This is a genomic window from Tsuneonella deserti, from assembly GCF_014644315.1.
Lineage (GTDB): Bacteria > Pseudomonadota > Alphaproteobacteria > Sphingomonadales > Sphingomonadaceae > Tsuneonella > Tsuneonella deserti.
The window spans coordinates 2649489-2669176 of sequence record NZ_BMKL01000001.1 but is presented as its reverse complement, the minus strand read 5'-3'; the positions used below and the strand labels follow the sequence as shown (position 1 = coordinate 2669176).

Sequence of the window (19688 nt, the reverse complement as noted above, 5' to 3'; positions counted from 1 at the left end):
GAACTAAATGGTTCAGTATAACCTTTCCTCTGGCGATCTGGCGTTCGCGGCCCTGGCTGACGCCACGCGCCGTAGTCTGCTCCAGCAGCTCGGCCGGGCCGATGCGTCGATCACTTCGCTCGCCCACAGGTTCGAGATGACCCTGACCGGCATGAAGAAGCACATTTCTGTGCTTGAAAAGGCGGGCCTCGTCGAAACACGGAAAGTGGGGCGTGTCCGGACCTGCAGTCTCGGCCGCAGGGAGCTCAAGGCCGAAGCCGAGTGGATCGAGGCATACCGCAAGCTGTTCGAAGCGCGCTTCGACGCGCTCGACAGGCTGATTTTCGAGATGCAGCAGGAGAAAGACGATGGACCAGCAGGCGAGCAGTGACACCGGGCAGCGCAGCCGCACCACGGTGAACAGAAAGTCGGACCGGGAGCTTGAGGTGACGCGCCTGTTCGATGCGCCTCCGGCAACGGTTTTCAAAGCCTGGGCGGATCCCGATTTGTTCCGGCGATGGTGGGTGCCCAAGGGCGCTGGAATGGTCCTTCAGAATTGCCAAATGGACGTCCGCACCGGAGGCACTTACCGGCTCGACTTCGCCGCGGGAGGGAACACCATGACCTTTCATGGAAAGTATCTGGAGGTGGTCCCCGGTGAACGCATCGTCTGGACCAACGAGGAAGAAGAGGATGGCGCGGTGACGACCGTCGTCCTCGAGGACCACGGCGGCAAAACCTTGCTTACTTTTCATGAGCTCTATCCATCGAAGGAGGCTCTGGACGAGGCGATCACGGGGGCGGCCGCCGGGCTGCCCACCCAGCTCGACCAGCTTGAGGAAATGCTGGCCCGGTCCGTATGATCGATGCGCACATGGCGATGAGCGGCGCACGTGTTCGTACGAGCGTCAGGCGCTCTCCAGTTCGGCCTGCCGTTCATCGCTCGCCGCATCCAGCAGCGCCGCCTCGATGGTCTTGAGGCGGGTGGGGGAGGTGACCTTGCCCCCTGTCAGGTCCGTTACGTAGAACGTGTCCGCCGCGCGTTCGCCGTAGTTGGTGATGTGCGCGCTGAACACCACCAGCCGGCTTTCGAACAGCGCGCGGGCTAGGCGGTTCAGGAGCGCGGCCCGGTCGCGCGCGTTCACCTCGATCACCGTGAAGCGACCAGAGGCCTGGTTGTCGAACGACACCACCGGGCGCACCTCGAAGGCGCGCGCGCGGCTGTGCGGAAGGGGGCGGCGTGCAAGCTCCGGCACCAGCGCGCGGCGATTGGCGAGCGCATCGCCGATCGATTGTTCGATCCGCTTTATCTGGGCGGGCTCGCTGAAGGGCGCCCCGTGCGGATCCTGCACTAGGAAATTGTCCACCGCCCAGCCCGTGCGCGTGGTGTGGATGCGCGCGTCGATGATGTTGGCGCCGGCCAGGTGAATGCCGCCGGCGATCCGATAGAACAGGCCCGGGTGGTCGGCGGCGATTACCGTCACCAGGGTGGCGCCGCGCGCGGGGTAGACCTCGCAATGGACCGACAGGTGTTCGTCGTCCTCCTCGCTCGCGGCGTACTGCAGCAGGTTGAGCGCGACGATGTCTTCCGGCTCGGCGATCCAGTAGGCATCGTCGAAGCGTTCGGCGAACCGGTCCAGCAAGCCCGCCCTCTCGCCAAGCCTCGCGGCGACCGCCGCCTTCTTGGCCGCGACGCGCTGGCCGCGGCCCTGCCTCATGTGGCCGAGCCGCAGGCGCTCCTCCGCCGCATCGTAGAGTTCGCCGAGCAGCTGCCCTTTCCACGAATTCCAGGTTCCCGGGCCCACCGCCCGGATATCCACCGCGGTCAGCAACATGAGATGGCGCAGCCGCTCGAGCCCTTGAACCTGCGCGACGAAATCCTCGATGGTCTTTGGATCGGTCAGGTCGCGCTTGAAGGCGGTGCGGCTCATCAGGAGGTGCTGGCGCACAAGCCAGGCGACGAGCGCGGTCTCGCCCTCGTCGAGCCCGAAGCGCGGGCAGAGCTGTTCGGCCACTTCGCCGCCGAGCACGGAGTGATCGCCTCCGCGCCCCTTGGCGATATCGTGCAACAACGCTGCGACATAGGCCGCGCGGCGGCTCGCGACCTCGTGGATCAACCGGGTCGAGCGCGGATGATCGCCGGCAAGCTCCCCCTTCTCGATCTTGTTGAGGAGCCCGATCGCGCGGATGGTGTGCTCGTCCACCGTGTAGTGGTGGTACATGTCGAACTGCATCTGCGCGTTGACCCGCGCGAAATCTGGCACGAAGCGGCCGAACACGCCGGCTTCGTTCATCCAGCGCAGCACGCCCTCAGGGTCGTTGCGACCGGCGAGGACCTCAAGGAAAATGGCATTTGCGCGGGGATCCTCGCGGACTTCCCCTTTGAGCAGGCCAGCATCGCGGGCCGCCTGGCGCATCGTCTCCGGGTGGATTTCGAGCTCGTTCGCTTCGGCAAGCTGGAACAGCTCGATCAGGCGCACCGGGTCCTTGCGAAACCAGTCATCCGACGGAGCGGCGATGCGTCCCCCGAATACCCGATAACCCTTCAGGCTCCGCGCTCGCGGGGTGAAGCTGGCGAGGAAGCCCCGCCGCGCGCGGCTGCGGTCGAACTGCTCGTCGATGTGCGCGAGGAATACCCCGGTCAGGGATCCGACGCGCTTGGCCTGGAGGAAGTAGAACTGCATGAACCGCTCAACCGCGCTCTTTCCCGGCCGGTCGGCGAAATTCATTCGCGCGGCGACCGCGCGCTGCAAGTCGAATGTCAGGCGATCCTCCGCCCTTCCGGTCACCGTGTGGAGGTGGCAGCGGACCGCCAGCATGAACGCCTCCGCGCGGCGGAAGCTGCGGTACTCGGCCGCGGTGAACAGCCCGACCTCGACGAGCTCGGACGCGGTGCGCACCTTGTAGATATATTTCCCGATCCAGTAGAGCGTCTGGAGGTCGCGCAGGCCGCCCTTGCCATCCTTTACGTTGGGCTCGACGACGTAGCGGCTGTCCCCCATCCGCTTGTGCCGCGCGTTGCGTTCCTCGAGCTTTTCGGAAACGAATTGCTTTTCGGTCCCTTTTACCACCTCGTCGGTAAAGCGTCGCGTCGCCTCGTCGTAGAGCGGGCGGTCTCCCCACACGAACCGTCCCTCGAGCAGGGCGGTGCGGATAGTGAGGTCTGCCCGGGCAAGCCGGATCATCTCGTCCATCGAGCGGCTGGAGTGACCGACCTTGAGGCCGAGGTCCCACAGGAAATAGAGGATCGCCTCGATCACCTGCTCGCACCACGGCGCGTGGCGGGTCGGGTGGATGAAGGCGATGTCGACGTCCGAGTGCGGCGCCATTTCCGAACGGCCGTAGCCGCCCACCGCCATCAGCGCGAGGCGCTCGCCGGTCGAGCGGTTGCCCGCTGGATAGACGTCGGCAACCACGTGGTCGTGGATCGTGCGCACCAGCTGGTCGATCAGGAACGCGTGGCCGCCGGTGATCTCGTGTCCGGCCGAAGGGCGCTCGATCAGCCGCCGGTCGAGTTCGGCGCGGCCGTTCTCCAGCGCCGCTTTCAGTTCGGCCACGATGGCGGAGCGGGCAGCCGACGGCCCGTTCGCCGCGAGTGCGGCTATCTTCCCCGCCACCGTGCGGCGGTCGATCACCGCGCGCTGGTTGGGGATGCGCAGCTGGTTCAAGCCGCCCCGGCCTCCGCCGTCTGCGCCAGCTCAGTATAGCGGGTGCGCAGCGCGCGCTTGTCGATCTTCTCGGTGCCCAGCCGCGGCAGGGCGTCGGTCACGTGCCACATCTGCTGGGGAACCTTGAACTTGGCCAGCCGCTCGGCAAGGAACTCCTGGAGGTCTTCCGGCTCGAGCTCGCGCCCGTCCTTCGTGACATAGACCGCCGCCGGGACCTCGCCCATGCGCTCGTCGGGCAAGCCGAAGACCGAGCATTCCGCGACATCGGGATGAGCATAGATTTCCTGCTCCACCTCGATGCACGAAATGTTCTCTCCGCCGCGGATGATGATGTCCTTCTTGCGGTCGACGATGAACAGGTACGCGTCCTCGTCGAGGTACCCCAGGTCGCCGGTGCGGAACCAGCCGTCGTCGGTGAATGCGGCGCGGGTTGCCTCGTCGTTCTTCCAGTAGCCGTTGAAGTTGGCGACCGAGCGGAAGGCAACCTCACCCGTCGAACCCTGCGGCAGCGAATTGCCGTCATCGTCGATGATGGCAATCTGCATGATAGGCCGGCTCGCGCGCCCGGTGCTGCCCGGCTTGGCGAGATAGTTCTCGTTGAAGTTGCCGCAGCCCACCCCGTTCGTCTCGGTGAGGCCGTATCCCAACAGCGGGAAGCTGTCGGGGAATGCGTTCTTGATCTTCTCCACGTGCTCGACCGGACGCGGAGCACCACCTCCGGCGAAGCTCTTGCACGCCGACAGGTCGTATTTTTCATGGTCGGGATGCGTCGCGATCTCGTAGCTCATCAGCGGCACGCCGACGAAGTAGGTGACGCCCTCGTCCTGCATCAGCTGCATCGCGTGGACGGCGTCCCACTTGGGCATCAGCACCAGCTTGCGGTTGATCGCGAAGCTCTGGAGCAGGAGCGGCACTTCCCCGGTGACGTGGAACAGCGGCACCGCGACCAGCGCGACCGGCTGGCTCGCGCCGACTTCCTCGCCGCGCTCGGCCATCAGCAACGCCGCCATCGCGCTCTGGGCGATATAGCTCATCGTGCCGTGGACGACCGAGCGGTGATCGCACCACGCGCCCTTCGAGCTGCCGGTCGAGCCCGACGTGTAGAGGATCGTCGCCACGTCGTCCGGGCCGACTTCGGGCAAGGTGGCCGCGGCGGCATCGCCCCAGACTTCCGCCAATCCTTCGGCCGGATCGCCGCCGTGGCCGAACACGATCACCCGGGCACGATGGTTGGTGCCTTCCAGCCGGGCGGCGCGCTGGGCGTCGGCCAGGATCAGCTTGCATTCCGCCAGCTCGACCCCGAACGCGAGTTCCTCGCCCGTCCAGAAACCGTTGAGCAGCGTCGCGCAGCCGCCTGCCATCAGCGCGCCCATGTAAGCGATGATCCAGTTCGCCGAATTGCGCGCGGCGATGCCCACCCGGTCGCCCTTCTTCACTCCGTGTCGCTCGATCAGGCCGGCGGCGACGGCCCTGGCCGCCGTGTAGGTCTGCGCGTAATTCAGCCGCGTCTCGCCATCGATGAGGAACTCGCTGTCGCCGTTCTGCGCGCAGTAGTGCGCGAAATAGTGGGCGAGGCTGGGCGGAGCGTTCTTGAACGCCCTGAGTTCAGTGCCGAACCGCTCGAACGGCACCGTCTCGAACGGTCCTCCCGGCGCGACCAGGGTATCCATCATCCGGTCGAGTGCGTTGTCCAGCTCGGTGGCCATCTGCTGCAGGTCCTCTCTCTTGGCTCCCGCGCGGCTTTCATCCGCTGGCGGGCTATGGCAAGAGCCGCGCCGACCGGCGACCGGGGGATCGGTTGACCAAAGGGTAAGGATCAAACGTGCTGCTGTCACTACTAGCCGATGCGGCCCAGACTTCGGCGCAAGCCATCCGGTTCGAGGACCTGGGGCTGCGCAAGGGGATCGATCTCGGCTTCTTCGAGCTGCGGTTCTATTCGCTGGCCTACCTCGCCGGCATCGTTCTCGGCTACTGGCACCTGTCGAAGATGGTCAAGGCGCCCGGCAGCCCGATGGCGCAGCGCCATGCCGACGACCTGTTCTTCTACTGCACGCTCGGCATCATCATCGGTGGGCGGCTCGGTTACGCGGCCTTCTACACCGGCGGCGATACCGGCCTGCCGAGCATGTTCACTCACTTCACCCCAGGCCAGTTCCCCAGCTGGGATCTCCTGCGCCTGTGGGACGGCGGAATGAGCTTTCATGGCGGCGTGCTTGGCGTGCTCGCGGCGATTTCCTGGGTTTGCTGGCGCGGGGGGATCAACTTCCTGCGCACGGCGGACTACATCGCGGTCAACGTGCCGTTCGGCATGATGTTCGGCCGCTTGGCCAATTTCATCAACGGAGAACTGTGGGGGCGCCCGACCGACGTGCCGTGGGCGATGATCTTCCCGACCGATCCGCTCGGCCTGCCGCGCCACCCCAGCCAGCTGTACGAGGCAGCCCTGGAAGGCGCGCTGCTGATCGTCATCATGCTGTTGCTGTTCTGGAAAACCCGCGCGCGCTGGCGGCCCGGCCTGCTGGTGGGCGTTTTCACCTTCGGCATCGCGCTCGCCCGCTTCACGGTCGAATTCTTCCGCGAGCCCGATTCGCAGCTCGCCGAATTTGCCCGGCAGACCGGCCTCTCGATGGGTCAATGGCTCACGATCCCGCTGATGATCATCGGCCTGGCGGTCGTCGTGCGGGCCCTGGCGCGTCCGCCGATGGGCCAGCAGGCGGCGCAGCCCGCGGCGGCATGAGCGGAACACCGATGCCGCTGGCGGACGTTTTCCGCCGGCTGATCCGCGAGACCGGCCCGATCAGCCTGGCGCAGTTCATGGCTGAATCGAATGCGCGATACTACGCGGCTGCCGATCCGTTCGGCCGCGAGGGCGATTTCGTGACCGCGCCCGAGATCAGCCAGATGTTCGGAGAGCTGATAGGCCTGTGGCTCGCCGACATGTGGCTTCGGGCCGGCCGCGCCGCACCAGTCCACTACGTCGAGCTTGGTCCGGGGCGCGGGACGCTTGCGAGGGACGCGCTGCGCACGATGCAGCGCTATGGCCTCGATCCGCAGGTGCACCTGGTGGAGACTTCTCCCCTGCTCCGGAAGATGCAGGCCGAGGCGATCCCGCAGGCGCGTTACCATGACGACCTGGCGACTTTGCCCGATGGCGGCCCGCTGCTGGTCGTCGCCAACGAGTTTCTCGACGCCTTGCCCATCCGCCAACTGGTGCGGGCGGCCGAAGGCTGGCGCGAAAGAATGGTCGGCCTCGATGGAGACAGGTTCGTCTATGTCGCCGGCTCGGCCCCGATGGATGCGGCAGTGCCTCCCGACTGGCGCACCGCACGACAGGGCGCGATAGTCGAGACCTCCCCTGCCGCAGCGGCAATTGTTGGAGAGGTCGCGGGACGCCTCGCGAACCAGGGCGGCGCGGCGCTGATAATCGACTATGGCCATTCGGACATGCGCGGCGGATCGACCTTCCAGGCGGTGCGCGAGCACCGGAAAGTCGATCCATTCAGCGCCCCGGGCGAGGCGGACATGACCGCGCACGTCGATTTCGGGACCCTCGCCCGCGTCGCGGAGGGGCACGGAGCGCACTGGATGGGCACCGTCACTCAAGGCGACTGGCTTCGCACGCTGGGCATAGAGACGCGGGCTGAGGCGCTGGTCGCGCGCGCTCCGCATCAGCGGGCGGCGGTTCACGCGGCCCGTGACCGGCTCGTGGCCAGCGAGCACATGGGAAGTCTGTTCAAGGTCATGGGCCTGGCTGCCCCAGGTTGGCCGATAGGTGTCGGGTTCGAGGAAAACTGATAGGAACGAGACCATGCGCACGCTTGCCCACAGCATCGCCCTTACCATCGCCGTGGCCTTCGCCGCTCCGCTCAGCGCCGCTGAATCGGTCGCCGGATCGTGGATCACGGCTACAAAGGACGGGGTGGTTCGGATCGGCGACTGCGGCGCGACGGTTTGCGGACGGCTGGCACGTTTCCTGGTCGTGCCTCCGCAGGGGGCCGACCAGCGCGACGTCCACAACCCTGACGCGAGCTTGCGCAGCCGCAAGCTGCTTGGGCTGCCGATCCTGTCGGGGTTCCGGGAGGATGGCGCGGTCTGGCGGGGAACGATCTACGATCCCAAGGCTGGCAAATCCTACCGCTCGATCATCCGCCGCCTCGATGCTTCCAGGCTAGAGGTCAAGGGCTGCATCGGGCCGTTCTGCCAGACGCAGGTCTGGCGCCGGGCCGACTAGCGGGAAAGGCGCCCGGCCAGCCACCGGGCAGCGGCTTCGGGCGAGCGCTTGTCCTCGGCCCGGTCGACCATGAAATTCGCCTCTCGCATTGCGGCTACCGGAATCGCGCCAACCAGCGGCCCCAGTGCCGCAAGGAAGCGTTCGTCGCCAGCCCTGCGCGGAGCAACCAGCAGGATTGCATCGTAAGCGGGGAGCGCACCTTTGGGATCCTCCAGCACGGTCAGCCGGTCGGCCGCGATGCGGCCATCGGAAGAGAACGCGCTGATCACGTCCGCCTCCCCGCTCGCCAGCGCATCGTACATGAAAGTCGGGGCAAAGCTTTTCTGGCGCAGCGCTCCAAGACCATAGGCCGCGTCCACCGCGCGCCATTCCGGGCGGCGAAGAAACTCGAGGTCCGCGCCGAGCGTAAGGTCGCGCCCTTTCGCGGCAAGGTCGCCGAGCGAGGCGATGCCGAGCTGCCGCGCGCGTTGCTGCTTCATCGCGAAGGCGTAAGCGTTCTCGAAGCCAAGCGCACCGAGCAGGAGCGTGCCACTCGACTTCCGCTCCCACTGCGAGATCGACCGCAGCATCTCCCGGCGATTCACTGGCTCCGCGCGCTTCATCTCGTTGGCCCAGACGGTGCCCGAGTAATCGACATAGACGTCGATCTGACCCGAGGTCAGCGCGCGGTGGATTACTGCCGATCCGAGACCCTGGCGGTAGCTCACCGAGTAACCCTGGTCCTGCAGCCGCTCGCCGATCAGGCGGGCCAGGATGTACTGCTCGGAGAAGTTCTTGGCGCCGATCACGACGGTGTCGCGCGGCTGTGCCCGGCCCGCGAGCATTGCCGTCAAAATCCCTGTGGCGACCAGTGCCAGGCCGGACCAGGCAAGCGCGGGCCGGCGCAGCTTCAATCCGCGCTCCACCAGCCCAAGTAGCAAGTCCGCTGCCAGCGCCAGCCCGGCCGAGGCGATGCACCCGGCGAGCACGAGCGCCCAGTTCTGCGTCTGCAGGCCGGCAAAGATCGGGTCGCCGAGGCCCGGCTGGCCGACGGTCGTGGACAAGGTGGCCGCGCCGATGGTCCACACCGCTGCCGTGCGGATACCGGCCATGACGAAAGGGGCTGCGAGCGGCGCTTCGACCAGCCGCAGCTTCTGCCACTTCGTCATGCCGACCGCGTCGGCCGCTTCGAGCACTCCTGGATCCATTTCCGCTCGCGCGGTGATCGCGTTGCGCAAGATCGGCAGCAGCGCATAGAGGGCCAGCGCGAGCAACGCGGGCAGGAATCCCAGCGTCGGCAACCCGTCCCCGAAGACGCCGCGCAAGGACAGGAGAATGGGGAAGAACAGCGCCAGCAAGGCCAAGGCAGGCACCGTCTGCACAAGGCTGGCAAAGCCGAGCGCGAGGCGCGATACCGTTCGCGAGCGGGTTGCCCACACCGCGAGCGGCAGCCCGAGCGCCACTCCTAGTGCCAGGGCCGCAGCCGACAGGACAACGTGGGCCGCGAACTTGTCGCCCAGCGTCGTCAGCCCCGAAAACGTCTCGTTCACGTGCCGATCGCCGCCAGCGCTTCGGCCTGGGCCCGCGGGACCGCGACCAGGGCCTGGGCAATTTCGCCGCCCGCGCCCGCCAGCAATGCCCGCGGCGCCTCGTCGGCCACCAGCCGCCCCGCCGCCATCACCACGATCCGGTCCGCGAGAAGCAGGGCCTCGGTCATGTCGTGCGTGACCATCACCGTGGTCAGGCCCAGCCGATCGTGCAGTTCCCGCACTCTGCGCCCAAGGGCATCGCGGGTAACCGGATCGAGCGCGCCGAACGGCTCGTCCATCAGGAGCAATTCCGGCTGCGCGGCAAGCGCGCGCGCCACCCCGACCCGCTGGCGCTGCCCGCCCGACAATTCGTCGGGCATTCGCCGCGCGTGTTCCCTTTCCAGCCCGACCAGATCGAGCAGTTCCGCTATGCGTTTGCCAGTCAGCGGCGTCCCGGCCAGGCGTGCTCCGATGCCGATGTTGGCAGCGACGTCCATGTGGGGGAACAGGCCGACGGACTGGAAAACGTAGCCGATCCGCCGCCGCAGCGCGGGCGCGGGTTCCGTGTGTACGCCGGCGCCACCAACAAGCACTTCGCCCATAGTAGGCTCGACCAGCCGGTTGACCATCTTGAGAAGGGTGGACTTGCCCGAGCCCGACTGCCCCACCAGGGCGACGAACTGGCCCCGCGCCACGCTCAGCGAGACGTCATCCACCGCTGGCAGGTCGCCAAAGCACTTCGTGACGTGGGCGAACTCGAGCATCGTCCGCCAGCCTAGCGGCCGCGACCGAGGCTGGCGAGTGGGCTAGCGCCGGATCGCGACAAGGGGGATCGACAGGCGGACTTCCAGGCCTTCCTCGGCGAAGCGGCGCTCGATACGGCCGCCGAGCTGCCCCTCGATCGAACTGCGGATCAGGCGCGAACCGAAGCCTTCCTCACCGGCGTCGGCACCCGCCGGCCCGCCGTTCTCACGCCATACGACGAACGCCTGGTCCGCATGTTCGGGACAGTCGAGTGCGATCGAGATCGAGCCATCGTCAACCGACATTGCGCCATACTTGGCGGAATTGGTCGCGAGCTCGTGAAAAGTGAGCGCGAGCGGAGTGGCCGCGCGGGGACCGATGGCGCAATCGTCACCGACGATAGTGACGCGGTCGTGCCCGTCGGCGTAGGGCGCCATCAACTCGATCAGCAGGCCGTGCAGGCTATCCCCCTTCACCCCTTCCACCGGTCGGACGAAATCGTGCGCCCGGCCGAGCGCGCCGATGGTGTCGATCAGTTCCTGGGCGAATTCCCGGTTCTCCGGCGAACGGCGGGCCCGCAGCGATATGAGTCCCGAGACCACTGCGAAGATGTTCTTGATGCGGTGCGACAACTCGCGAGCCAGCAGGTCCCGGTCATCGGACCGGCGGCGGCCTTCATGAATATCGGTCAGCGTTCCGTGCCATCGCACCACTTTGCCAGCCGCATCCTGCAGTGGCAGCGCCCGCGCGAGGGTCCAGCGCCAGCTCCCGTCCGCCTGCTTCAGCCGGTATTCGCACTCGAATGCGCGCCCTTCGGAAAAGCTCTTGGTCCACGTGTCGAACGTGCGGTCGGCATCGTCCGGATGCACCATCGGGCGCCACTCCGATACCATGGCGGGGGGCGCTAGGCCGGTGATCTGGCCCCAGCGGCTGTTGAAGTAATCGAAGTTGCCATCACCGTCGGCGGACCAGACGATGCCGGGGACCATGTCGGCGATCTCGCGCATGGCGCGCGCGCTTTCGCTGGCCCGCAGACTGCTGGCGCGGCTGGTGCGCTGGGCCTCCACCCGCAGCATGACAGCGGCCGCGAGCACCTCGAGGCCTTCCAGCTGGACGGGCCCCAGTCCGCCTGGGCGAGCGGAAGGATCGATAACGGACAGGGTCCCCACCGGGACGTGCTCCTTCGAGACGAGCGGCACGCCCGCATAGAACCGGGCGCTCGGCTCATCCGGCCCGGCCCCATCTTCGAAACGCGGGTCAGCGGACAGGTCCGGAATGACCAACGGTCCCTCGCGCATCGCTTCCGAGCAGGCGCGCGATAGACTGGGCGCTTCGGCACGATCGCAGCCGCTGCAGGCGATGATGCGCTGTTCCCCATCCTCGATGATCGTCAACATGGCGAGGCGCGTATCGCACAGCTTTGCGGCGAACCGGGTGATCCGGGCCAGTTCGTCATCGTCACCCAGGCCGTCGAACTGCAAGGAGGCCATGCCGGCGGCGCGCGCGTCAACGGAGCCGTCAACGGCGGCATCGGGGACCTCAGCAGTCCCATGGGAAATTTGGCGTGAGCTCATCAGGTGCGATCCTGCACTCACCATAGAGTAAAAACATCTTATCTTCAAGGGTTTGCTGCGAGAGCTTAACCTCGGCGCAAACCGCTGTTATCGAAGCGTTTGCCTGCTCCCCGCAGCCTCGGCTATGCGCCGCGCGAACTCTGGAGAGAACCTTTGCGCGCCACCCCCGATTTCGATTTCCAGCTAGGCGAAAGTGCCGAAATGATCCGCGAGGCGACCGCGCGCTTTGCCGATGAACAGGTGGCCCCGCTTGCCGAAAGAGCCGACCGGGAGGACTGGTTCCCGCGCGAGTTGTGGCCCGCGATGGGAGAGCTGGGCCTGCACGGGATCACGGTCGAGCCCGAATGGGGTGGCCTCGGACTTGGCTATCTCGAGCATGTCATCGCGGTGGAGGAAATCAGCCGCGCGAGCGCCTCGGTCGGCCTGTCCTACGGCGCGCATTCGAACCTGTGCGTCAACCAGATCCGCCGCTGGGGGACCGAAGGGCAGAAGGCGAAATACCTGCCCAAGCTGATCAGCGGCGAGCATGTCGGCAGTCTCGCAATGTCCGAAGCAAGCGCCGGATCGGACGTCGTGTCGATGAAACTCAAGGCCGACGCGGTGCAGGGCGGCTACGTGCTCAACGGCACGAAGTTCTGGATCACCAACGCGACCTATGCCGATACGCTGGTGGTCTATGCCAAGACCGCGCCCGAAGGCGGCAGCCGAGGCATCACCGCGTTCCTGATTGAAAAGGACATGCCGGGCTTCTCGATCGGCCAGAAGATCGACAAGATGGGCATGCGCGGCTCGCCTACCGCCGAGCTCGTGTTCGAAGACTGCGAAGTGCCGGAGGAAAACGTCATGGGGCCGCTGCACGGCGGTGTCGGCGTGCTGATGAGCGGTCTCGACTATGAGCGCGTGGTGCTCGCCGGGCTACAGCTCGGCATCATGCAGGCATGCCTCGACACGGTCATCCCCTACCTGCGCGAACGCAAGCAGTTCGGCAAGCCGATCGGCACCTTCCAGCTAATGCAGGCCAAGGTCGCCGACATGTACGTCGCGCTGCAATCGGCGCGCGCCTATACCTACGCCGTCGCCAAGAGCTGCGATGCCGGCCAGACGACCCGTTTCGATGCGGCGGGGGCGATCCTTCTGGCGAGCGAGAACGCGTTCCGCGTGGCGGGCGAGGCGGTTCAGGCGCTGGGCGGCGCGGGCTACACCAAGGATTGGCCGGTCGAACGCTACCTGCGCGACGCCAAACTGCTCGACATCGGCGCGGGGACGAACGAGATCCGCCGTATGCTGATCGGGCGAGAGCTGATCGGAGCGGCGGGTTGAGCGACGAGGATTATGTCTATGACGAGGAGAGCGGGGAATGGCTGCCCGTCTCCGAACTCGCTGCCAAGCGCTCGGCCGAAAGCGCGATCGAGGTGCGTGACGCCGTCGGCAACATCCTCGCCGATGGCGACCAGGTGACCTTGATCAAGGATCTGGACGTCAAGGGCGCGGGTCAGACGCTCAAGCAGGGCACGTTGATCAAGTCGATCCGGCTCACGGGCCACCCGCAGGAGATCGACTGCAAGTACCCCGGCATCAAGGGCCTGGTCCTGCGCGCCGAATTCGTGAAGAAGCGCTGATGACCGCGCCCGTTCTCACCAGCAAGCTCGACCGCGAAAGCGCCGAGGCCAAGGCACGGCTCGCGCACAACCGGGCACTCGCCGAGGATCTGCGCTCGAAGGTCGCCGAGGCCGCGCTCGGCGGGCCCGAGAAGCACCGCGAACGGCATGTCTCGCGCGGCAAGCTGCTGCCGCGTGAGCGGGTCGAGCGGCTGCTCGATCCGGGCGCGCCCTTCCTCGAAATCGGCCAGCTTGCCGCCAACGGCATGTACGAGGGCGATGTCTCGGGCGCCTCGATGATCTGCGGCATCGGCCGCGTCTCGGGCCGGCAGGTGATGATCGTCGCGAACGATCCGACCGTGAAGGGTGGCTCGTATTACCCGATGACGGTCAAGAAGCACCTCCGTGCGCAGGAGATCGCGCAGGAGAACCGCCTCCCGTGCGTTTATCTCGTCGACAGCGGCGGCGCGAACCTGCCCTATCAGGCCGAGGTCTTTCCCGACCGCGAGCATTTCGGGCGCATATTCTTCAACCAGGCGCAGATGTCCGCGCTTGGCATTCCGCAGATCGCCTGCGTGATGGGTTCTTGCACCGCAGGCGGGGCTTATGTGCCCGCCATGTCCGACGAGACCGTGATCGTGCGCAACCAGGGCACGATCTTCCTCGCCGGCCCGCCATTGGTGAAAGCCGCGACGGGCGAGGAGATCTCGGCCGAGGACCTCGGCGGCGGCGACCTCCACGCCAGGAAGTCCGGGGTCGTCGATCACCTCGCCGAGAACGATGAGCACGCCCTTTCGATCGTGCGCGACATCGTCAGCCACCTTGGCGCGAATACCGGCGCTGCGGCCAACGTGACCCTGCGCGATCCGCGCGAGCCGAAATTCGACGCCGAAGACCTCTACGCCATCATCCCAGACGACGTGCGCGCCCCCTATGATGTCCATGAAGTCATCGCCCGCATCGTCGACGGCAGCGAGTTTCATGAGTTCAAGGCCCATTACGGCGCCACCCTGGTGTGCGGCTTCGCGCACATCTGGGGCATGCCGGTGGCGATCCTCGCCAACAACGGCGTGCTGTTCTCCGAAAGCGCGTTGAAGGGCGCGCATTTCATCGAGCTCGCCTGCCAGCGCCGCATCCCGCTGCTGTTCCTGCAGAACATTTCCGGCTTCATGGTCGGCGGCAAGTACGAGGCCGAAGGCATCGCCAAGCACGGCGCCAAGCTCGTCACCGCCGTCGCCACCGCCACCGTCCCCAAGATCACCGTGGTCATCGGCGGCAGCTTCGGCGCGGGCAACTACGGCATGGCGGGCCGCGCGTTCGGCCCCCGCTTCCTGTTCACCTGGCCCAACGCGCGAATCTCGGTGATGGGCGGCGAGCAGGCCGCCTCGGTCCTCGCGACAGTTCATCGCAACGCGGACGAGTGGACTCCGGAGGATGCGGAAGCGTTCAAGGCACCGATCCGCCAGAAGTACGAAGACGAGGGCAATCCCTACTATGCGACAGCACGGCTATGGGACGACGGGGTGATCGACCCCGCCCAGACACGCGACGTGCTCGGCCTCGCCTTTGACGCGGCGCTGGAGGCCCCGATACCCGAGCGACCCGCGTTCGGCGTGTTCCGCATGTAGCAGGCCGGACCGGCCGACGATTCAACCGCACCCTTCAACTGCGCGGTAGACGAGACTACATGCGATTGGGAATGCGGGAGCGAGCGATGAGCGGAACGGCCGATCAGTTCGACAGCGAGAAAGCGCGGATGCTGCGCTTTGCGGAGAGGATGATCGAGGAGCGCGGCGATGCGGTCAGTCGCAGCGCCCTTGCCGGCTACGCCGGCGTACCTCGCCCGCGAATCGAGGCGATGTTCGCCGACGACGACGAACTGTTCGACGCGGTGGTCGCCGGCTGGTTCGGCGATCACGTGACGATCATGGAGGAAGTGCTCGCCAGCGATCTTCCGCCCAACCGCAAGATGTTCGAATTCTTCGCCCGCCGCTTTCGCCTGCAGCGCGAGCGGTTCCGCGCGAACCCGGCCGCCTTCAAGGCCTATTGCGAGCTGGGCGCGGCGCATTTCGAACGGGTGCGCAGCTATGTCGATCTCGCCGACCACTACTTGTGCGAACTGATCGCCCAGGCGCAGGCCGAAGGCGCCTTCGAAGGGCTGGCGATCGACCGGGCGCTCAGCCTCATCAACCAGATGGTGCTGCCTTACACGATGGCCGACGTGCTGACCTACATGGACGAGCGGCTGAGCGAGGAGAAGCTCGGCCAGATCGTCGATACACTGTTCGCGGGCCTGTCGGCTGCCGACCGCGGCGCGCGCGGCCTCAGCGGGTTGCGCGCCGCCTAGCGCCTGCTGTCAGCCGCCGATCAAGGTCACCCGCCCTACCGGTGGGACCTGCACCATGTCCTTGCCGCGCAGGTATTCTTCCATCGAATCGAGATCGAGCGGCCCGACCTGGGGATCGGCGCCCTCCTTGAAGGTGACGAAGCCGTCACCGCCCGCCGCGATGAAGTTGTTCAGCGTGACGCGGTACTTCGCCGTCGGATCGATCGGCTTCCCGTCGAGGGCCGCGGCAACCACCCGCTGCCCGGCTGGCTTCGAGGGGTCGAGGGTCATAGTGAATCCGTCGCTCACCGCCAGGATGTTCCAGTCGTTCATGTTGGCGAACTGCTCCTCGAGGATCTGGAGCACCTGCGCGCCGGTATAGGTCATGGTCACCAGCGTGTTGCCGAACGGCTGCACCGCGTAGATGTCGCCGAAAGTCACCACTCCGCCCTGGCGCGCGACGAGATCGGTACGCACGCCGCCGGGGTTCATGAAGGCCACTTGCGCGCCGGCATCTCGGGTCGAGGCAAGCTGGGCGTCGGCGACCAGGTTGCCGAGCGAGCTTTCCGGCTTTTTCTTGAGAGCGGAGGCGGAGATGCGGCCGACCGGCCGGTTCGACACTTCGGCGGCTGCGGCGGTGTACATGCCGACATATTCTGCAATCGCGGGATCGGGCGCGAAGTTCGCGAAACCCGCGTTGGCTGGGCGGCCCTCGCCCGCGCTCTGCACCGGGACGTTGCGCGCCGCGACTGCGGTCACGTCGCCGAGCCGCGGATCGATCTTCAGCGCGATATCGGTCAGCAACGTGCCGCCGTAGCCTGCGCTGGTGACGGTGAAATGGCGGCTCGGATCGACCCGGGAAAAGTCGCAGACATAGGCCTTGTGCGTATGGCCGGAGATCACGAGGTCGATCCGCGGGTCCAGCCTGGCGAGGATGTCGCGCAGGTCGCCCGCCATGGCGCCGCAGCCGGTGTAGCTGTCGCCCGGTTCCGGCACCAGGCCCTGGTGGATGGCCACCACCACGGCGTCAGCGCCTTCTGCAATCACCTTCGGCACCAGCGCGTTGATCGATTCGGCCTCGTCCTCGAAGGTCAGCCCTTCGATGCCGCCCGGCGAGACGATCTGGGCGGTGCCCTTGAGCGTGAGGCCGATCACCCCAACCGCCACCGCATTGCGGCCGCTGCCGAAGCGCTTGATGCCGTAGCCGGGAAACAGCGTGGTCCCGTCCGGCGTGCGAACGTTGGCCGCCAGAATCGGGTAGTCAGTGCCCTTGTATGCGGGTTCGACCGCGCACGGCTCGCGCAAGGTGAACTTCTCGCAGCCCCCATTGCGCAGGCGCTTCAGTTCCTTCCACCCGCGGTCGAATTCATGGTTGCCGACGCTGGTGAAATCGAGGTGGACGCGGTTCATGACGCCGACCGTCGGCTCGTCCAGGAACAGCGAGGACGCCAGCGGGCTGGCGCTGATCAGGTCGCCCGCGCCGATCGCCATGTTGAAGGGATCCTGGCTGCGCAGCTGAGCCACCGCGGTCGCGAACGAGGCCGCGCCCCCCGCATAGACCTCCTGCTTTCCGCCCTGCCCGTCCTCGATCACGATCGGCCGCTTGATCGGCTCGATGTTGCCGTGGAAATCGTTGAGGCCGACGATCCGGACCGTCACCGGCTCGCGGGACGCCTGGGGAACGGTGGCGCAGGCCGCGAGGCCGGCGGCGAGCGGAAGTGCGATGAGCGTGCGGATCATGGGCAGGGGAACTGCACCGGCCCGCCATGCCCTTCAAGACGAATCTGATGCGCCGGAGTCCGGGCGGCAAAAAACAGGAATATTGCGCCACTTGCCCCTGCTCCGGGAAGGAACCGCGCCCTTTGGCGCACGTTCGAATAGTCCGGGTGCGGGAGGGCCGGACCAGGAGTTATCGGCCATGTCGCTCGATCCGCTTGCGCTCGCTGCCATCCTCGCCCTGATCGCGGTCGCCGCGCTCCTGTTGTGGTGGCTCTATCACTCGCGCCGCACCTCCGCATTGCGCGACCGGTTCGGCGACACCGAATACGAGCGGACGCTCCAGGCACATGGGGCGAGAGGCAAGGCCGAGGCCGACCTGATCGAGCGCGAGAAGCGGGTCGCCGAGCTGGAGCTGCGTCCGCTGACAGCGGATCAACAGCGGCGGTTCTCGGGTGAGTGGCACGAGGCCAAGGCCCGGTTCGTCGACGACCCTGCCGCGGCTGTAGGACAGGCCGACCGCGTCCTCGGGGCGGTGATGGAAGCGCGCGGTTATCCGGTTGCCGACTTCGACGCCCGCTACGAGAGCCTGACCGTGGATCACGGGCAAGTCGCGCGCCACTACCGCGCGGGTCACGATATCGCCGCCTGCCAGCTTGATGGACGGGCGACGACAGAGGACCTGCGCCAGGCAATGATCCATTACGAAGCGCTGTTCGGGGAGCTGATCGAGGAAAGCACCCCCCGGCCGCGGGAAGAAGCCCTGCACAACGGCTGAGACGCGCGCAGTTCCAGGCGGTATTCTGCATCTGCGCGCGCCTGGCGATCATCGCTTTGCCACCAGGCAGTCCGATGAACAGCCAGTTTCCCCAAAACGCTGCGGCCGCCTCCCGCACGGGGAAGCGGCCGCTCGGTGGGTTGGTCTACCCTCAGGAGTCAGGCGTTGCCGCCGCTCTGCTTGTCGCGGCCCGAACCGTAACCGCCCTGCTGGGCACGTTCGTTGCCGTTGTCCCATTCTTCCTGCGAGGCCTGTTCGGGGCGCATGCTCTCCTCGCCAAAGTCGCCGCGGTTACGCTCGCCTTCGGCCTGGCCGCCGGACTGCTGGCCCATGCCGCGCTCCTGCGCTTCCTGCTGGCCAGGCTGCCGGCCGGACTGCTCGTACTGGCCCGCATTGCTGCCTGACTGGCCCTGCTGGCCCGATTGCTGGTTCTGCTGGCCCGAACTGCCGCTACCGCTGCCACCGGATTGCTGGTCCTGCCGGCCGGACTGCTGGTTCTGCTGGCCCGAGCTGCCGCCGGACTGCTGATTCTGGCCGCCCTGCTGCTGCTCCTGCTGGCCGCTGCCACGCTGGCTATCGCGCTGGTTGTCGCGCTCATTCATCATCGCTCTCCTGTGCTTTGATCCGCCCGGCGCAAATGCCCGGGCATGATTTTTCAATGCGTTCCAAGCCTGCCGGTTTCCGCCTCTGCGCCAGGGGGACCAGTGCAAGCGCCGAGGCGAGAACCCGGTCAGCCGCTCAGGGACCCGCAGGTGCGCTCCACTCGTCGAGTTCGACAAATTCGAAGCGGCCGCGCAGCGCGCGGTTGAAGCACCCGCCCTTGGAGCGCACCCGCGTAAATTCTGCCGCAACACCTTCGGGCACCGCGAGGTAGCGGTATATGCGGCCAGTCACGAACTCGATATCGAGCACCGACAGTTCGGGCAGGTAGACGACGCGCCGGATTACGGTCGAAGGCATAATCTCCCAACGCGCGCGGCGCGCCCGAGGTGCCGGATACCAAAAGACGGCGCCCCCCGGGGGAAGCGCCGTCCTTTGCGTCAAGATCGAGCTCGATCAGTCGATCGCGTGCTTGAGCTGGCTCATCTCGTCATGGCCCGACTTTACCGAAGTCCAGGCTTCCTCGACCGCCGACCGCGCGGCGGGGGGCAGGTCCGTGTGGCGAATGGCGGCCTCGAACTTCTCCTTTAGATAGTCCTCGCCGCTCTCGACCGAGTTGACGATCGCCTCATCATCGCGGCCCACGACCGCTTCCTTGAGGTTGATCCAGCCGCGGTGGATCGCGCCGGTGGTGCTGCCTTCGCTCTCGGGCGTGCCGCCCATTTGGGCGACGGCGGCCTGGAGGCGAGTGACGATCTGCTGCCGCTCCCGGGCGCGGGAGTTGAACATTTCGGCAAAGCGGGTGTTGTGGGTGTCGGCAGCCGCCTTCTGGTAGCCTTCGACCGAGTCGATCAAGGTCGCGATGAGGGTGTTGAGTTCGCTGGTGTGAGCAGCGTCCGAATGATCACCGGTGGTGTTGCCGGTGCGGGTATAAGCGTCGTTTTCCATGAGTCTGCGCTCCTTCAC

At 66.6% G+C, this 19688-nt stretch carries 19 protein-coding genes; 10 read left to right on the top strand and 9 right to left on the bottom strand.

Going from position 1 to position 19688, the window contains the following annotated elements:
- The first annotated feature begins 7 nt into the window (after window positions 1-7).
- Together IEW58_RS13215 and IEW58_RS13210 are read left to right on the top strand one after the other, a co-directional pair.
- Window positions 8-370 carry an ArsR/SmtB family transcription factor gene (locus tag IEW58_RS13215; protein WP_188645536.1) on the top strand — a complete coding sequence of 121 codons (363 nt, stop codon included), beginning with the start codon at window positions 8-10 and terminating at the stop codon, window positions 368-370.
- Window positions 348-842: an SRPBCC family protein gene (locus IEW58_RS13210; protein ID WP_188645535.1), complete on the top strand. Its 495-nt coding sequence runs from the start codon at window positions 348-350 to the stop codon at window positions 840-842. The genes IEW58_RS13215 and IEW58_RS13210 overlap by 23 nt, the downstream gene beginning before the upstream one ends.
- A 45-nt stretch (window positions 843-887) precedes the next feature.
- On the opposite strand, the gene IEW58_RS13205 is transcribed toward IEW58_RS13210, so the two are convergent.
- Together IEW58_RS13205 and IEW58_RS13200 are read right to left on the bottom strand one after the other, a co-directional pair.
- Window positions 888-3647 (bottom strand): [protein-PII] uridylyltransferase, encoded by a 2760-nt coding sequence (locus IEW58_RS13205; protein WP_188645534.1) that lies wholly within the window; start codon window positions 3645-3647, stop codon window positions 888-890.
- Window positions 3644-5353 (bottom strand): class I adenylate-forming enzyme family protein, encoded by a 1710-nt coding sequence (locus IEW58_RS13200; RefSeq protein WP_188645533.1) that lies wholly within the window; start codon window positions 5351-5353, stop codon window positions 3644-3646. Before IEW58_RS13200 ends, IEW58_RS13205 begins: the two co-directional genes overlap by 4 nt.
- Window positions 5354-5469: 116 nt before the next feature.
- Here IEW58_RS13200 and lgt point away from each other — a divergent pair, with 116 nt between their 5' ends.
- Genes lgt through IEW58_RS13185 form a run of 3 tightly spaced genes read left to right on the top strand, consistent with a single transcriptional unit; the run spans window position 5470 to window position 7878 of the window.
- Window positions 5470-6384: a prolipoprotein diacylglyceryl transferase gene (gene lgt, locus IEW58_RS13195; RefSeq protein WP_188645532.1), complete on the top strand. Its 915-nt coding sequence runs from the start codon at window positions 5470-5472 to the stop codon at window positions 6382-6384.
- Window positions 6381-7442, top strand: a complete 1062-nt coding sequence (locus tag IEW58_RS13190) for a class I SAM-dependent methyltransferase (protein ID WP_188645531.1) — start codon at window positions 6381-6383, stop codon at window positions 7440-7442. Before lgt ends, IEW58_RS13190 begins: the two co-directional genes overlap by 4 nt.
- A gap of 13 nt (window positions 7443-7455) precedes the next feature.
- The gene (locus IEW58_RS13185) at window positions 7456-7878 is read left to right on the top strand and encodes a DUF2147 domain-containing protein (protein WP_188645530.1); all 423 of its coding nucleotides are present in this window, start codon (window positions 7456-7458) and stop codon (window positions 7876-7878) included.
- On the opposite strand, the gene IEW58_RS13180 is transcribed toward IEW58_RS13185, so the two are convergent.
- The 3 genes from IEW58_RS13180 to IEW58_RS13170 are packed head-to-tail and all read right to left on the bottom strand — an operon-like array spanning window position 7875 to window position 11704.
- Window positions 7875-9407 (bottom strand): ABC transporter permease/substrate-binding protein, encoded by a 1533-nt coding sequence (locus IEW58_RS13180; RefSeq protein WP_188645529.1) that lies wholly within the window; start codon window positions 9405-9407, stop codon window positions 7875-7877. The two genes, IEW58_RS13185 and IEW58_RS13180, sit on opposite strands and share 4 nt — an antisense overlap.
- The gene (locus IEW58_RS13175) at window positions 9404-10150 is read right to left on the bottom strand and encodes an ATP-binding cassette domain-containing protein (protein ID WP_188645528.1); all 747 of its coding nucleotides are present in this window, start codon (window positions 10148-10150) and stop codon (window positions 9404-9406) included. Before IEW58_RS13175 ends, IEW58_RS13180 begins: the two co-directional genes overlap by 4 nt.
- 42 nt (window positions 10151-10192) lie before the next feature.
- Window positions 10193-11704, bottom strand: a complete 1512-nt coding sequence (locus IEW58_RS13170; protein WP_188645527.1) for a sensor histidine kinase — start codon at window positions 11702-11704, stop codon at window positions 10193-10195.
- Between the two features lie 153 nt (window positions 11705-11857).
- Between IEW58_RS13170 and IEW58_RS13165 the strand changes: the two genes are divergently transcribed.
- The 4 genes from IEW58_RS13165 (at window position 11858) to IEW58_RS13150 (ending at window position 15649) form a co-directional block, all read left to right on the top strand.
- The gene (locus IEW58_RS13165; RefSeq protein ID WP_188645526.1) at window positions 11858-13024 is read left to right on the top strand and encodes an isovaleryl-CoA dehydrogenase; all 1167 of its coding nucleotides are present in this window, start codon (window positions 11858-11860) and stop codon (window positions 13022-13024) included.
- Window positions 13021-13323 carry an alkylphosphonate utilization protein gene (locus IEW58_RS13160; RefSeq protein WP_188645525.1) on the top strand — a complete coding sequence of 101 codons (303 nt, stop codon included), beginning with the start codon at window positions 13021-13023 and terminating at the stop codon, window positions 13321-13323. The genes IEW58_RS13165 and IEW58_RS13160 overlap by 4 nt, the downstream gene beginning before the upstream one ends.
- A complete protein-coding gene (locus tag IEW58_RS13155; RefSeq protein WP_188645524.1) occupies window positions 13323-14930 on the top strand; it encodes a carboxyl transferase domain-containing protein in 1608 nt (535 codons plus the stop codon). Before IEW58_RS13160 ends, IEW58_RS13155 begins: the two co-directional genes overlap by 1 nt.
- An 86-nt stretch (window positions 14931-15016) precedes the next feature.
- Window positions 15017-15649: a hypothetical protein gene (locus IEW58_RS13150; protein WP_188645523.1), complete on the top strand. Its 633-nt coding sequence runs from the start codon at window positions 15017-15019 to the stop codon at window positions 15647-15649.
- Window positions 15650-15658: 9 nt separating this feature from the next.
- On the opposite strand, the gene IEW58_RS13145 is transcribed toward IEW58_RS13150, so the two are convergent.
- Entirely contained in the window at window positions 15659-17368 is a 1710-nt protein-coding gene (locus tag IEW58_RS13145) for a bifunctional metallophosphatase/5'-nucleotidase (RefSeq protein WP_188645522.1), read from the bottom strand.
- A gap of 178 nt (window positions 17369-17546) precedes the next feature.
- On the opposite strand from IEW58_RS13145, the gene IEW58_RS13140 reads away from it, so the two are divergent.
- On the top strand, window positions 17547-18122 hold the full coding sequence (locus tag IEW58_RS13140) for a hypothetical protein (protein WP_188645521.1): 576 nt from the start codon (window positions 17547-17549) through the stop codon (window positions 18120-18122).
- A 158-nt stretch (window positions 18123-18280) separates the two neighbouring features.
- Here the strand turns inward: IEW58_RS13140 and IEW58_RS13135 are convergent, their stop codons facing one another.
- From IEW58_RS13135 to IEW58_RS13125, 3 genes are all read right to left on the bottom strand, one after another.
- Window positions 18281-18724: a hypothetical protein gene (locus IEW58_RS13135; RefSeq protein ID WP_188645520.1), complete on the bottom strand. Its 444-nt coding sequence runs from the start codon at window positions 18722-18724 to the stop codon at window positions 18281-18283.
- 136 nt (window positions 18725-18860) lie between these two features.
- Window positions 18861-19082: a KTSC domain-containing protein gene (locus IEW58_RS13130; RefSeq protein WP_188645519.1), complete on the bottom strand. Its 222-nt coding sequence runs from the start codon at window positions 19080-19082 to the stop codon at window positions 18861-18863.
- A 96-nt stretch (window positions 19083-19178) separates the two neighbouring features.
- On the bottom strand, window positions 19179-19670 hold the full coding sequence (locus IEW58_RS13125; protein ID WP_188645518.1) for a PA2169 family four-helix-bundle protein: 492 nt from the start codon (window positions 19668-19670) through the stop codon (window positions 19179-19181).
- Window positions 19671-19688: the final 18 nt, after the last annotated feature.